The sequence below is a fragment of the Nonomuraea sp. ATR24 genome (assembly GCF_041950485.1).
Taxonomy (GTDB): domain Bacteria; phylum Actinomycetota; class Actinomycetes; order Streptosporangiales; family Streptosporangiaceae; genus Nonomuraea; species Nonomuraea ceibae.
This window is the reverse complement of sequence record NZ_JBGNUU010000003.1, coordinates 360,020-372,609: the sequence shown is the minus strand read 5'-3', so window position 1 is coordinate 372,609 and position 12,590 is coordinate 360,020. Positions and strand designations below refer to the sequence as shown.

At 72.3% G+C, this 12,590-nt stretch carries 11 protein-coding genes; 8 read left to right on the top strand and 3 right to left on the bottom strand.

Features of this window, described 5'->3' with window-relative positions; translation table 11 throughout:
* Positions 1 to 56: 56 nt before the first annotated feature.
* The gene (locus ACBI99_RS09350) at positions 57 to 2,174 is read right to left on the bottom strand and encodes a M6 family metalloprotease domain-containing protein (RefSeq protein WP_308126075.1); all 2,118 of its coding nucleotides are present in this window, start codon (positions 2,172 to 2,174) and stop codon (positions 57 to 59) included.
* A gap of 106 nt (positions 2,175 to 2,280) precedes the next feature.
* On the opposite strand from ACBI99_RS09350, the gene ACBI99_RS09345 reads away from it, so the two are divergent.
* Together ACBI99_RS09345 and ACBI99_RS09340 are read left to right on the top strand one after the other, a co-directional pair.
* Positions 2,281 to 3,462 (top strand): helix-turn-helix domain-containing protein, encoded by a 1,182-nt coding sequence (locus ACBI99_RS09345; protein WP_357587250.1) that lies wholly within the window; start codon positions 2,281 to 2,283, stop codon positions 3,460 to 3,462.
* 42 nt (positions 3,463 to 3,504) lie between these two features.
* Positions 3,505 to 4,512, top strand: a complete 1,008-nt coding sequence (locus ACBI99_RS09340; protein ID WP_375072096.1) for a hypothetical protein — start codon at positions 3,505 to 3,507, stop codon at positions 4,510 to 4,512.
* 5 nt (positions 4,513 to 4,517) lie between these two features.
* On the opposite strand, the gene ACBI99_RS09335 is transcribed toward ACBI99_RS09340, so the two are convergent.
* Positions 4,518 to 4,937 carry a MarR family transcriptional regulator gene (locus ACBI99_RS09335; protein WP_357587254.1) on the bottom strand — a complete coding sequence of 140 codons (420 nt, stop codon included), beginning with the start codon at positions 4,935 to 4,937 and terminating at the stop codon, positions 4,518 to 4,520.
* A 58-nt stretch (positions 4,938 to 4,995) separates the two neighbouring features.
* Between ACBI99_RS09335 and ACBI99_RS09330 the strand changes: the two genes are divergently transcribed.
* The 5 genes from ACBI99_RS09330 (at position 4,996) to ACBI99_RS09310 (ending at position 9,803) form a co-directional block, all read left to right on the top strand.
* Positions 4,996 to 6,729 (top strand): ABC transporter ATP-binding protein, encoded by a 1,734-nt coding sequence (locus ACBI99_RS09330; RefSeq protein WP_375072095.1) that lies wholly within the window; start codon positions 4,996 to 4,998, stop codon positions 6,727 to 6,729.
* 51 nt (positions 6,730 to 6,780) lie between these two features.
* Positions 6,781 to 7,473: a Crp/Fnr family transcriptional regulator gene (locus ACBI99_RS09325; RefSeq protein WP_357587258.1), complete on the top strand. Its 693-nt coding sequence runs from the start codon at positions 6,781 to 6,783 to the stop codon at positions 7,471 to 7,473.
* 93 nt (positions 7,474 to 7,566) lie between these two features.
* On the top strand, positions 7,567 to 8,862 hold the full coding sequence (locus ACBI99_RS09320; protein ID WP_357587260.1) for an MFS transporter: 1,296 nt from the start codon (positions 7,567 to 7,569) through the stop codon (positions 8,860 to 8,862).
* Between the two features lie 53 nt (positions 8,863 to 8,915).
* Positions 8,916 to 9,449 carry a hemerythrin domain-containing protein gene (locus ACBI99_RS09315; protein WP_357587262.1) on the top strand — a complete coding sequence of 178 codons (534 nt, stop codon included), beginning with the start codon at positions 8,916 to 8,918 and terminating at the stop codon, positions 9,447 to 9,449.
* Between the two features lie 33 nt (positions 9,450 to 9,482).
* Positions 9,483 to 9,803, top strand: coding sequence for a DUF5709 domain-containing protein (locus ACBI99_RS09310; protein ID WP_219511585.1), 321 nt, complete (start codon positions 9,483 to 9,485; stop codon positions 9,801 to 9,803).
* Positions 9,804 to 9,813: 10 nt separating this feature from the next.
* Here ACBI99_RS09310 and ACBI99_RS09305 read toward each other — a convergent pair whose 3' ends face one another.
* Positions 9,814 to 10,470, bottom strand: coding sequence for an HAD family hydrolase (locus ACBI99_RS09305; protein WP_219511584.1), 657 nt, complete (start codon positions 10,468 to 10,470; stop codon positions 9,814 to 9,816).
* Between the two features lie 105 nt (positions 10,471 to 10,575).
* On the opposite strand from ACBI99_RS09305, the gene ACBI99_RS09300 reads away from it, so the two are divergent.
* Complete coding sequence (locus ACBI99_RS09300; protein WP_375072094.1) at positions 10,576 to 12,579, top strand: catalase; 2,004 nt, start codon at positions 10,576 to 10,578, stop codon at positions 12,577 to 12,579.
* Positions 12,580 to 12,590: the final 11 nt, after the last annotated feature.

Genomic DNA, 12,590 nt, shown 5'->3' with positions numbered 1-12,590 from the left:
GGGGTGATTCAAACCGACGGGGCACGGGCCACGCCAGCCCGTGCCCCGTCGTTCAGCTACAGGCCGATCACGTGACAGGTGGCCGTCATCGACTTGGCCGGGTCGCTCTCCGAGGTGGCGGTCAGCTTGACCCGGGCGAGGCGGGAGCCGCCGTCGCCGCGGAGCGCGTTGACCGTCACCTTGGCGTGCTCGCCGGCGGCGACGGAGGCCAGCGCGTTGGGCAGCTGGGCGGTCCAGCCCTTGCCCGACACCTCGGCCTTGAGACGGTAGACGTCGGAGCCGAGGTAGGCGCTGACGTCCTCGGGGTGCTGCCCGCGCACCGGGCCGGAGCGGCCGGTGTTGAACAGCGGGAACGTGCAGGTGGACAGGTTCTTGCCGGTCGGGACGCCGGCGGCGGGCAGCAGCCGGACGCCGCGCCGCTGCGGGCCCGAGCCGTCGAGGGAGCGGACGGCGACGGTGTAGGACAGCACGCCCTGGCGGTCGCGGTGCACGTCGGTGATGTAGAAGTGCAGCCGGTTGGCCTCGTCGACGTACTCGTACTCGCTGCCGGAGTCGGTGCCGGCGTGGAAGAGGGCGTCGGACAGCTGCCGGTAGTCGCCGATCGTGATCGGCACCTTGGTCCCGTCGGGCATCACGTAGTCGGTCATGCCGATGTCCTGCGGGTTGGCGTCGATCACCCACTCGAACGGGGCGTCGTCGATGTTCTTGGTCTTGGCCAGCAGGACGCCGGAGTCGGGGGTGAAGGAGTCGGTGCCCATCCGGTCCACGACCTCGACGGTGTAGTTGTCGTAGCCGCCGCCGTCGCAGAGCGGGTCGACCTTCTCGTCACAGGAGCCGGTGCTCTCGTCGCGGGTGTCGAACTGGATGTTCACGCCGGCCAGCCCCTTCGGGCCGGGCTGCGCGGCGCGGGCGGTGATCCGGGCGGTGACCAGGCCGGACTCGTCGAGCGCCTCGCGTGACAGGCGCAGCACGTTGGCCTCGTCGACCATCTCCAGCTTGATCTTGTTGCGGAGCATGTGCTGGGCGCCCATCGAGCCGCCGGAGGTGGGCGGGATCAGCCAGCGGGAGTGCGGGCCGCCCGGCCCGTTGAAGCTGCCGCGGCTGAGCATCTCCCAGATGCCGGTGTAGGCGCGCCGGGGCGGCTTCCCGTACGGGTTGTTGTAGTTGTCGGCGATGCCCATGATGTGGCTCAGCTCGTGGGCGTAGACGCCCATGCCGGAGCTCTCGGCCTGCACGGAGTCGACGCCGAAGCGGGCGTTGGGCCAGAAGGTGGAGCCGGACTGCCAGGAGGTCCACTCGACGTAGCGGGTCCTGGACCAGTTGGGCAGCGCGGGGTCGCCCTCGGGGCCCCACTCGTCGGGCACGTCCTCCTTGGTGGGGAACTTCATCATGCCGAACTCCTGCCAGGTCGACGACTCGTCCTGGCCGGCGCTCAGGTAGAAGACGAAGTCGAACTGGTCGGCGGTCTCCTTGCCGACGTCGGCCAGCCAGGCGGCGTTGCCGTCGGCGCGCAGGTTCTTGTTGCAGGAGTCGCCGGAGGGGCAGCCCTCGCCGCCCTGCATCTCCATGGCGTACTCGTGGTCCTTGCCGGGCATCGTGTACGGGCCGAACCCGGTCAGCTCGACGCCGTAGCGTCCGCCGGAGTCCTCCATCCAGTATTCGTGGATGGTGTGACCCCGGTTGAGGTCGTTCGGGGTGTTGAGGAAGTCCTGGTAGAACTTGGCCACCTGGTCGCGCGGCACGTCGTGGGCCTGGGCGCTGGGGTTGGCGAAGATGGTCGAGCCCCGGGGCTGGGTCACCACGAACGGCTGGTTGGGGTAGTCCAGCAGGACGAGGGCGCCCTTGAAGGTGCGCTTGGAGCCCTTGACCGCGGGGTCGTTCCACTTGGTGCCGGGGATCTGCTTGTAGTCCGCCCACGTCATGTGATCGGGGTTGACCCAGTTCTGCGGGTCGATCGGCTTGACGCCGGTGGACGGGCGGTCGCGGCGCAGCGACGGGGCCTCCTCAGGCGCGTCGCGCTGCCACGGCTGGGTCTGCGGCCAGTGCTCCAGCCGCCAGGGGTGCTCGGGGTCGTCTGCGGGGGGTGCTGCGGAAGCGGGGGTCGCCATCAGGCTCAGCGGGATCGTCACGATGACCGCTAGCAAGCCTTTGAGCAGCTTCTTCGGGGCGTTCACGAGTTGACGGTATAGACCCTATTGACCGAGATCACCGTTCAGTTGTAGGGAAGAGCTGTAGTGGCCGTTCCGACATTTGTTGAAATACCCACATCAAGGGGCGTCTGTGGCGGATCTTCAGCGGATCGTCGACGAGCTCGCCGCTCGGCTCGAGCGTCCGCTGCTGCTGGAGGACCGCCTGCAACGGGTCGTCGCCTACAGCGAGCAGAACGGCGTCATGGACGACATCCGCCGCGACTCCATCCTGCGCCGCCACACCACGCCGGAGGTCCGCCAGTGGCTGCGCGACGCCGGGGCGCACGACTCCCCCGGCCCGCTGCGCACCCCGGGCGCGCCCCACCTCGGCCTGCTGCCGCGCGTGTGCGTCCCGGTACGGCACGAGGCCGGGCTGCTGGGCTTCCTGTGGTTCATCGACGCCCCGCCGCCCATGACCGCCGACCAGGTCGAGGAGGCCGCGGCGGCGGCACCCGGGCTGGCCCTGGCGCTCTACCACGAGAGCCTGGCCACCGGCCTGGCCTCGCACCGGGAGCTGGAGGCGGTGACCGGGCTGCTGCGCGGCGAGCGCGACGCGGCCAGGCAGCTCATCGAGGCCGGCGCGTTCCCGCAGGGCCAGCCGGTGACCGCGCTGGTCGCCAGGCAGCCGTCGGGCGAGCCGGACGAGGCGGTGCGGCTGGCGCTGGAGCAGGGCCTGCTGGCGGTGCGGCGGCGGCTGAGCGGCCACCATCCGCTGCACCTGGTCCGCTACGACCACGCCGTGCTGCTCGTGTCCGGCGCCCCGTTCGCGCCGGACGAGCTGCACGCCGCCCTGTCGGTCCGGGTCGTCGTCGGCGTCGGGCGGCCCAGGCCGTCGCTGGCCGAGGCGGCGGGCTCGTACGCCGAGGCCCGGCACGCGGCCGAGGTGGCGGCGCGGGTGCCCGGGCTCGGGCACACGGCCCGCTGGGACCGGCTCGGCGTCTACCGGATGCTCACCGGGCTCCCCGACCACGAGCTGCACCCCGGGCTGGAGCTGCTGCTCGCCGAGGATCAGCACCTGCCGCTGCTGGAGACGCTGGAGACGTACCTGGACCTGGCGGGCAGCGCGGTGGCGACCTCGCGGGCGCTGCGGCTGCACCGGACCTCGCTCTACTACCGGCTGCAACGGGTGGAGGAGCTGGCCCGCACGGACCTCAAGGACGGCGGCGAGCGGCTGGCGCTCCACCTGAGCCTCAAGCTGGCCCGGCTGTCGGGCCGCTACCGCCCGCGTGGCGTTCACCAGGTGATTGCGCAGGTAGGACAAGACCCCGTTTAATGCCATAAAGGGGACAATCCGCCAGTCGAGACGGGAGCTCCGATGAGGTCCGCGCGGCGTTCCGGAACCACGCTGAACGCCCGCGCGCCCGCGCCCGTCGTCCTGCACTCCGCCCCGCTCGTCCTGCCCATCACCGCCGGACCGGTCCGCGACGGCGCCGTCGCCGTGCGGGGCGAGCGGGTGCTGGCGGTGGGCCCCCGGGCGGAGCTGCTGGCCTCCTGCCCCGTCGCGAGCGAGCGGCGCTGGCCGGGGACGATCGTCGCGGGGCTGGTCGACGCCTGCGCCGCGCCGGGCCCGCCCGCCCCCGGGGTCACCGCGCGGGCCGTCGTGGCCGCCGACCCCGGCGCGCTCCCCGGCGTCTGCTACGCCGAGGTGCGCTGCGCCTCGGAGCGGGAGTGGGAGGAACGCGGGCGCGACGCCCTCATCACCGCGATCCGCGAGGTGGACCGGCCGTGCGGCGTCGGCGTCGCGCCGGTCACCCGCGACCCGCACGTGCTGGAGGACGTGGCGGTGCTGGCCAGGACGTTCGGCCTGCGGCTGCTGGTGCGTCTCGACCGGCACGCGCCCGCCACCCTCGACGAGGCGGGCCTGCTCGGCCCGCACTGCCACGTCGCCTGCGCCCGGGCCCTGGACCCCGGCGAGCGCAAGCTCCTGCGCCTGCGCGGCGCCGCCGTCGCCCTGTGCCCGTCGCCGCCGTACCCGGAGGAGTGGCTGGCGCTGCTGGACGAGGGCAACGTCCTGGCGTTCGGCACCGGCCCCGGGGACGCGCCCGCGGCCGGCCCGCTCGCCCGGGCGGCGGCCGTACGCGAGGGCGTGCGCGGGCTCGGCGGCCGGGTGCGGGACCTGGACGAGCGGCTGGTGCGGGCGGCGACGCTGGGCGGGGCGCGGGCGCTCGGGATGGCGGGCGGGCCGGGCGGCGCGGGCTCGCTGCACGCCGGGGGCCGGGCCGACTTCGCGGTCTTCGACGCCCGGGGACGCCACCCGTACGCGGCCCTGCTGGGCGGGCCCGGCTGCCTGGGCACCGTCGTCGGCGGCCGGACGGTCACCTGAGCCCTTCAGGAGAACTGGCCGTCCACCGCCCGCAGCAGCTCCTTGAGCCGGTCGCGCTCGTCCTCGGACAGGACCGCGAACAGCTCCTGCCCGGCCCGGCGGCGCGCCTCGCGGGCGCGCTCGACGGCGGCGCGGCCCGCGCCGGTGAGGACGACCAGCGTCGAGCGGCGGTTGGCCGGGTCGACCTCCCGGCGCACCAGCCCCGCCTCCTCCAGCGCGTCGGCGACGGGCGTGACCGACCGCGGCACGATGCGCAGCGCCTCGGCGAGCTGGACCATCCTGAGCGGGCGCCCCGCGTCGGCGAGCGCGCGCAGCGCCCGCGCCTGGCCCGGGTTGAGGCCGTGCGGCTCCAGCAGGTGCGCGTAGCGGTGCCGCAGCCGCCGCCCGACCTGATGGAACAGCTCGGCGAGCTCCGTGTCCTCCATGACGCCAGCTTACTGAGGTAACCTCAGTTTGAGACAACATCAGAAACGAGGTACCGATTTGGCCGATGAGCCACGGGCGCCCCTGCGGCGCATCATCACCCTCTTCCGCCCCTACCGCGGCCGCCTGGCCCTGGTCGGCGCGCTGATCCTGCTGGCCTCCCTGGTCTCGCTCGCCTCGCCGTTCCTGCTGCGCGAGGTGCTGGACGTGGCGATCCCGAACCGCGACACCGGCCTGCTCACGCTGCTCGCGCTCGGCATGATCGCCGTCGCCGTCACCACCAGCGTGTTCGACGTGGTGCAGACGCTGGTGTCCACCACCGTCGGCCAGCACGTCATGCACGACCTGCGCACCGTCGTCTACGGCCACCTCCAGCGCATGTCCCTGGCCTTCTTCACGCGCACGAGGACGGGCGAGATCCAGTCGCGCATCGCCAACGACATCGGCGGCATGCAGGCGGTCGTCACCTCGACCGCCACCTCCCTGGTGTCCAACCTGACCACGGTGATCGCCACGATCGTCGCGATGCTCGCGCTCGACTGGCGGCTGACGGCGGTCTCGCTCCTGCTGCTGCCGCTGTTCGTGTGGATCAGCCGCAAGGTGGGCCGCGAGCGCAAGCGCATCACCGCCGAGCGGCAGCGCAAGCTGGCGGCGATCTCCGCCATGGTGCAGGAGTCGCTGTCGATCAGCGGCATCCTGCTCGGCCGGACGATGGGCCGCGCCGAGGATCTGGCCGGGCGCTTCGCCCGCTCCTCCGACGAGCTTGCCGCGCTGGGCGTCAAGGCGAGCATGGCCGGGCGGTGGCGGCAGTCGACCATCCAGGTGATCATGGCGGCGATGCCCGCGGCCGTCTACTGGGCGGTCGGCCACACCGGCGCGATCTCGGTCGGCACCCTGGTGGCCTTCACCACGTTGCAGGCCGCGCTGTTCAGGCCCACGGTGTCGCTGCTGCGGCTGGGCGTGGAGGTGCAGAGCTCGCTGGCGCTGTTCGGGCGCATCTTCGAGTACCTGGACCTGCCCGTCGACATCCGCCCCGGCACCCGCACGCTGCGCGAGGTGCGCGGCGAGGTCCGCTTCGAGGGCGTCGGCTTCTCCTACGGCGACGCGCCCACGCTCAGCGGGATCGACATCACCGTCCCGGCGGGCGGCAGCCTGGCCGTGGTGGGCGAGACGGGCTCCGGCAAGACGACGCTCGGCTACCTGCCGCCCCGGCTGTACGACGTGGCCGAGGGGCGGGTCACGATCGACGGCGTGGACGTGCGCGAGCTGACCTTCGAGTCGCTGGCCGAGACGGTCGGCGTGGTGTCGCAGGAGACGTACCTCTTCCACGCCTCGATCGCGGACAACCTGCGCTTCGGCGCCCCGTCGGCCACCGACGAGGAGGTCGAGGCGGCGGCGCGGGCGGCCCGCATCCACGACCACATCGCCGCGCTGCCCGACGGCTACGACACGCTCGTGGGCGAGCGCGGCCACCGCTTCTCCGGCGGCGAGAAGCAGCGCCTGGCCATCGCCCGCACGCTGCTGCGCGACCCGCCGGTGCTGATCCTGGACGAGGCCACCAGCGCGCTCGACACCCAGACCGAGCGGGCCGTCCAGGAGGCCCTCGACGCGCTGGCCAGGGGCCGCACCACGATCACGATCGCGCACCGCCTGTCGACGATCCGCGACGCCGATGAGATCGTCGTGCTGGACGGCGGCCGGGTGGTCGAGCGCGGCACCCACGATGCGCTCATGGCCGCCGGCGGGCACTACGCGGCTCTGGCCAACCGGGATAGCCCACTCGAACTGGTCTGATCCCCGATCCGGTGCCATATTCGCGACAGGCGAGGGATGCCGGAGGGGGACATGACCGGTCTGCGCAGCTTTCCCGAGGGCACCTTCCTCCATTACCTGCCGCCCGCCGTGCGCGAGCGGCTGCTGGCCCTGGGCGCCGAGGCCCGCTACGCGGCCGGGCAGGTGCTGATGCGCCAGGGCGAGGCCAGCACGCCGATCTTCGTGCTGTTGGAGGGCGTGGCCAAGGTGTCGGCCAGGCCCGGCGGCGGCCACGAATCGCTGCTGGCCGTCCGGGTGGCGGGTGACGTGGTGGGCGACATGGTGCCGCTCACGCACAGCCTGCACGCGGCCACCGTGACCACCTGCGGCGCCGTGCGCGCCTCGGTCGTCAGCGGGCCGGCGTTCCTGGACTTCGTCAGGGGCTCGGCGCCCGCAGGACTGGCGATGAGCCGGTTCATCGTGGACCGGCTGCGCTGGGCCGAGCAGAGCAGGCTCGACCTGGCCGGCTACGACACGGGGGCGTGCCTGGCACGGCTGCTGCTGTCGCTGGCCGGGCGGCACGGCAGGCACGGGACCCGGGGCCTGGACGTCGGCGTGCCGCTGTCGGGGCCGGAGCTGGCGGCGCTGGCGGGCGCCGACCCGGACCTGACCGCCAAAGCCCTGCGCGACCTGCGGCGACGCCGGCTGATCCGGCCGGTCGACGGGCGGATCGAGATCCTGGACGTGACGGCGCTGGCGACCCTGGCCGACTTCCGCGCGTTTTAAACGTGACTTACCTCACTTTTGGGACATACCGGAATCCGTGTCCGTAAAGAGGGTGTTCACCACCTGTCGCCCCCGTCAAGCACAGGAAAAGTCTTGTCCCTCACCTCCTCCACGTTCCGCGCCCTCCGTCATCACAACTACCGGCTCTGGGCAGGCGCGGACCTGGTCTCCATCACCGGCACCTGGATGCAGGTCCTCGGGGTCAACTGGCTCGTGCTGTCCATGACGGGGTCGGCCACCAGCATGGGTCTCAGCCTGGTCATGCAGGCGCTGCCGACGCTGCTGCTGGGCATGTGGGGCGGCGCGCTGGCCGACCGGCTGCCGAGCCGGCCGGTGGTGATCGCGGCCCAGCTCGCCCAGGCCGCGCTGGCCGCCGTGCTGGCCGTGATCGCGCTGACGGGCGTGGACTCCGTGCTGCCCATCTACGCGGTGGCGCTGGCGGGCGGCGTCGTCTCGGCGCTCGGCGGGCCCGCGCTCGGCCGGTTCGGCGCGGAGGTGGTGCCGCGCGAGGACCTGCCGAACGCGATGGCGCTCGGCTCCGTCATCAACTCCGCCGGACGCATCCTGGGCATGTCGATCGCGGGCGTGATGCTGCCCGTCACCGGTCAGGGCGGGCTGTTCGTGATCAACGCGGTCACGTTCTTCGCGGTGATCGCGGCGGTCGCCGCCATGCGGGCGTCGGAGTTCCACGAGCTGGAGAGCGCCGAGCGCGAGCCCGGCGCCATCGCCGCCGGGCTCCGCTACGTGCTGCGGACCCCGTGGCTGCTGGTGATGCTGGCGCTGTCGCTGGTGCTGGGCAGCCTGGGGCGCAACTACCAGGTCACCATGGCCGCGATGAGCGCGGGCCCGCTGGAGGGCGGCGCGGGCGGCTACGGCCTGCTCTCCACGGTCTTCGCCGTGGGCACCGTGGTGGGCGGCGTCATCACCGCCTCCCGCGCGCGGCTGACGCTGCGGCTGCTGCTCGGCTCCGCCCTCGCCATCAGCGTCCTGCAGGCGCTGAGCGGGCTGCTGCCGACCCTGCCCGCGTTCGCCGTCGCCATGCTGCCGATCGCGGCCGGGGCCATCCTGGTGGACACCACGGTCTCGGCGCGGGCACAGCTCGACAGCCCCGACGCCATGCGCGGCCGGGTCATCGCCGCGGTCGGCATGGTCGGCGCGGCCTCGGGGGCGCTCGGCGGCCCGGTGCTCGGCTGGCTGAGCGACACCTTCGGCCCGCGCGCGGCCCTGGAGGCGGGCGGCGTGGCCTGCGTGGCGGCGACGCTGCTGGCCGCCGTGGCGTTCGCCAGGCTCGCCCGCCGCCCCGCCCCCGCCCCGGCCCTGCAGCCCGCCCTGCAGCCCGTACGGCCCGCGCCCGCCCGCACGCTGAACCCGGTTCTGGAGAACGCCTGACCAATGCCCGCCACCGTGATTGGACCGCCGCCGGCGGGGTAGCCCCGGTGCTCATGACAAGCGACGTCATCTCCCTCATCACCCAGGACCACCGCGAGGTCGAAGCCCTCTTCGAACGGCTCAGGAGCGGCCAGGGCGACCAGGCCGCCACCGCGGCCGAGCTGCACGCCCTGCTCACCGCCCACTCCCGCGCCGAGGAGGACCGCGTCTACCCCCAGCTCGACGCCCACCACGGCGTGGAGGAGCACAAGGAGGCCGAGGTCCTGCTCGACTCCCTGGTACGCGCCGAGCCCGGCACCGCGGAGTTCCGCCAGACCCTCCAGCAGCTTGAGGACGCGGTCACCCACCACGTCAAGGAGGAAGAGGACGAACTCCTCCCCCAGCTGACCGAGTCCGCGACCCCCGAACGGCTGCGCGAGCTCGGCCAGGCGTTCAAGCAGCGCCGCGACGAGGAGCTGCGCGCACTGACCGTCACCGGCGAGACCAAGGCCGAACTGTACGAGCAGGCGCAGCGCGCCGACATCCCCGGCAGGTCGCGGATGGACAAGCAGGAACTGCGTGACGCCCTGCGGCAGGCCGGAACCTAGGATTCCGGCCCGTCCACGGGGTAGGGGACGCGTATGACCGAACAGCCTCCGGACCGATACGGATACAGCGACGAGCAGGGGATCACGGTCGAGGAATGGACCGACGACCGGGGTCTCAACTACGAGATCACCGAGGACGATCCCCGGCATCGCGACTCACTCGACGAACGGCTCAGACGCGAGCTGCCCGACAGGCTGCGCCACGCGCCCCGGCCCGAGCACCGGCTGACCCAGCCGGACGAGGGCCTGGAGGCCGACGCGGAGGACCGCGAGATCGGCTCCGACTGGGGCGAGGACGGCGGCGACCTGTCGGCCGAGGAACGCGCCGTGCACATCGAGCGCGACGACGAGTGACTCCCCGCCGTCAGGCCATGCCGCGCAGGGCGGGGAGCAGGGCGTGCAGGTCGTCGACGATGACGTCGGCGACCTGGGCGGCCTGTGCCCGCTCGGCGTGCAGGTAGCCCCACGGCCCCCGGCGCAGCAGCGCCGTGCGCATGCCCGCCGCCGAGGCCGGCAGCACGTCGTTGTCCAGCCGGTCCCCCACGTACAGGATCTCCCCCGGCTGCCGCCCGGCGACCGCCGCGACCTTGGCGAAGAACTCCGGCGCGGGCTTGGCCACCCCCCACCCGTCGGAGGTGTGCACCGAGTCGACCGGCAGCTCCATCGCCACCAGCGCGTCGTAGGCCCGCTCCGGCTGGTTGCCCGCGATGATCACCTGGTAGCCGGCCGCCCGCAGCGCGGCGAGCGCCTCCCGCACGTCCGGGTAGAGGTCGTCGGCGTCGAAATGGTTGCGCAGGCTGCCGGGCTCGTCCCGCTCCCACGCCGCGTTCTCCGCCTCGAAGTCGAAGCCGGGCCGGACGAGCTCGAACGCCTCGCTGTGGGACCGGTCGAGCGCGGCCATCCCGCCGAGCGCGCCCATCAGTACGAACCTGGGCACCCCGAGCCGGTCGGCCCACCGCGACCAGATGCGCGTCTCGTCGATGAGCGTCTCACCGACGTCCAGCACCACTGCCTTGATCATCAAAACCCATCCGTTATCTGGAATTTTCCCTCCACTGTACGGATCCGCCGGAGTGGCCAGTGATGCCCCCGGGGTAGGTGTGGTTCGACAGCCAGGGGGGACCTCATGAAGCCTGAGACCGACGCCAAGGACACCCAGCTCCGCCAGTACCGGGTGCCGCTGGACGACGCGCCCATGACCACGGACCAGGGCTGCCCGGTCGACGACACCGACAACTCGTTGAAGGCCGGCACCCGGGGTCCGACCATCATGGAGGACTTCCACTTCCGCGAGAAGGTCACCCGCTTCGACCACGAGCGCATCCCCGAGCGGGTCGTGCACGCCCGGGGCTCGGGCGCGTACGGCTACTTCCAGGTCTACGAGTCGATGGCCGACGTGACGTGCGCCGAGTTCCTGAACGACACGACGGCGCGGACCCCCGTGTTCGTGCGCTTCTCCACCGTGGCGGGCTCGCGCGGGTCGGCCGACACCGTGCGCGACGTGCGCGGCTTCGCCACCAAGTTCTACACCAGCCAGGGCAACTTCGACCTGGTCGGCAACAACTTCCCCGTCTTCTTCATCCAGGACGGCATCAAGTTCCCCGACTTCGTGCACGCCGTCAAGCCGGAGCCGCACAACGAGATCCCGCAGGCGCAGTCGGCGCACGACACGTTCTGGGACTTCGTCCAGATGCAGCCCGAGACGATGCACATGGTCATGTGGCTGATGTCGGACCGGGCCATCCCGCGCTCGTACCGGATGATGCAGGGCTTCGGCGTGCACACGTTCCGGTTCGTCAGCAACGTGGGGCGGGCCACGTTCGTCAAGTTCCACTGGCGGCCCGTGCTCGGCACCCACTCGCTGGTGTGGGACGAGGTGCTGCGCATCCAGGGCAACGACCCCGACTTCAACCGGCGCGACCTGTGGGAGGCCATCGAGCGGGGCGCCTACCCGGAGTACGAGCTGTGCGTGCAGCTCGTGCCCGAGTCGGCCGAGCACGACTTCGACTTCGACCTGCTCGACGCCACGAAGATCATCCCCGAGGAGCAGGTGCCGCTGAAGCCCATCGGCAGGATGGTGCTCAACCGCAACCCGCAGAACTTCTTCGCCGAGACCGAGCAGGTCGCCTTCCACCTCGGCAACGTGGTGCCCGGCATCGACTTCACCAACGACCCGCTGCTCCAGGGCAGGCTCTTCTCCTACCTGGACACCCAGCTGCTGCGCCTGGGCGGGCCGAACTTCCCGCAGATCCCCGTCAACCAGCCCGTCAGCCCGGTGCGCAACGACCAGCGTGACGGCTTCCACCAGCACCTCATCCACGAGTCGCGCACCAGCTACGCGATCAACTCCATCAGCGGCGGCTGCCCCGCCGCCATCGACGGCTACAAGCACTACCAGGAGAAGATCGACGGAACCAAGATCCGCAAGCGCAGCCCCAGCTTCGAGGACCACTACACCCAGGCCACGCTCTTCTGGAACAGCATGGCCGACTGGGAGAAGCGGCACATCGTCTCGGCGTTCCTGTTCGAGCTGGGACACGTCGAGCGCAAGCACATCAAGGAGGGCGTGCTCAAGCAGCTCGGCTCCGTCCATCCCGACCTGGCCGAGCAGGTCGCCCACGGCCTCGGCCTGCCGGTGCCGCAGGGCGGCCCGGTGCACTCCGACGCCTCGCCCGCGCTCAGCATGACGAACCAGCCCGGCGGCGTCGCCACCCGCAAGATCGCCATCCTCATGGCCGACGGCACCGACGCCGCCGCCGTCACCGCGCTCAAGCAGGCGCTGGAGGGGCAGGGCGCGATCTGCGAGATCATCGCGCCGCACGAGGGCTCGATCGGCGGCATCCCGGTCGACCGCCAGCTCAGCGCCGCCAACTCGGTCCTGTACGACGCGGTCGTGGCCGCCGACGGCCAGGCCCTGGCCGCCATGGGCCGCGCCCAGTTCTGGATCATGGAGGCGTACAAGCACGGCAAGCCCATCGGCGCCGTCGGCTCCGGCGCGCAGCTCGTGGAGGCCGCCCGCCTGCCCGGCAGCACCGGCGTCGTCGCCGGCGACGACATCGCCCAGCCGTTCGCCGAGGCCGTCGCCGCCCACCGCTTCTACGACCGGGACGTGTCCAGCCTTCCCGCGTGAAATACTGAGCG

Bases quoted from the DNA above. Each gene is read 5' to 3' on its own strand.
- ACBI99_RS09300 (WP_375072094.1), top strand. From the start codon at position 10,576: ATGAAGCCTGAGACCGACGCCAAGGACACCCAGCTCCGCCAGTACCGG.
- ACBI99_RS09305 (WP_219511584.1), bottom strand. From the start codon at position 10,470: ATGATCAAGGCAGTGGTGCTGGACGTCGGTGAGACGCTCATCGACGAG.
- ACBI99_RS09335 (WP_357587254.1), bottom strand. From the start codon at position 4,937: ATGGAGGACACGGAGCTCGCCGAGCTGTTCCATCAGGTCGGGCGGCGG.
- ACBI99_RS09310 (WP_219511585.1), top strand. From the start codon at position 9,483: ATGACCGAACAGCCTCCGGACCGATACGGATACAGCGACGAGCAGGGG.
- ACBI99_RS09340 (WP_375072096.1), top strand. From the start codon at position 3,505: ATGAGGTCCGCGCGGCGTTCCGGAACCACGCTGAACGCCCGCGCGCCC.
- ACBI99_RS09325 (WP_357587258.1), top strand. From the start codon at position 6,781: ATGACCGGTCTGCGCAGCTTTCCCGAGGGCACCTTCCTCCATTACCTG.
- ACBI99_RS09315 (WP_357587262.1), top strand. From the start codon at position 8,916: ATGACAAGCGACGTCATCTCCCTCATCACCCAGGACCACCGCGAGGTC.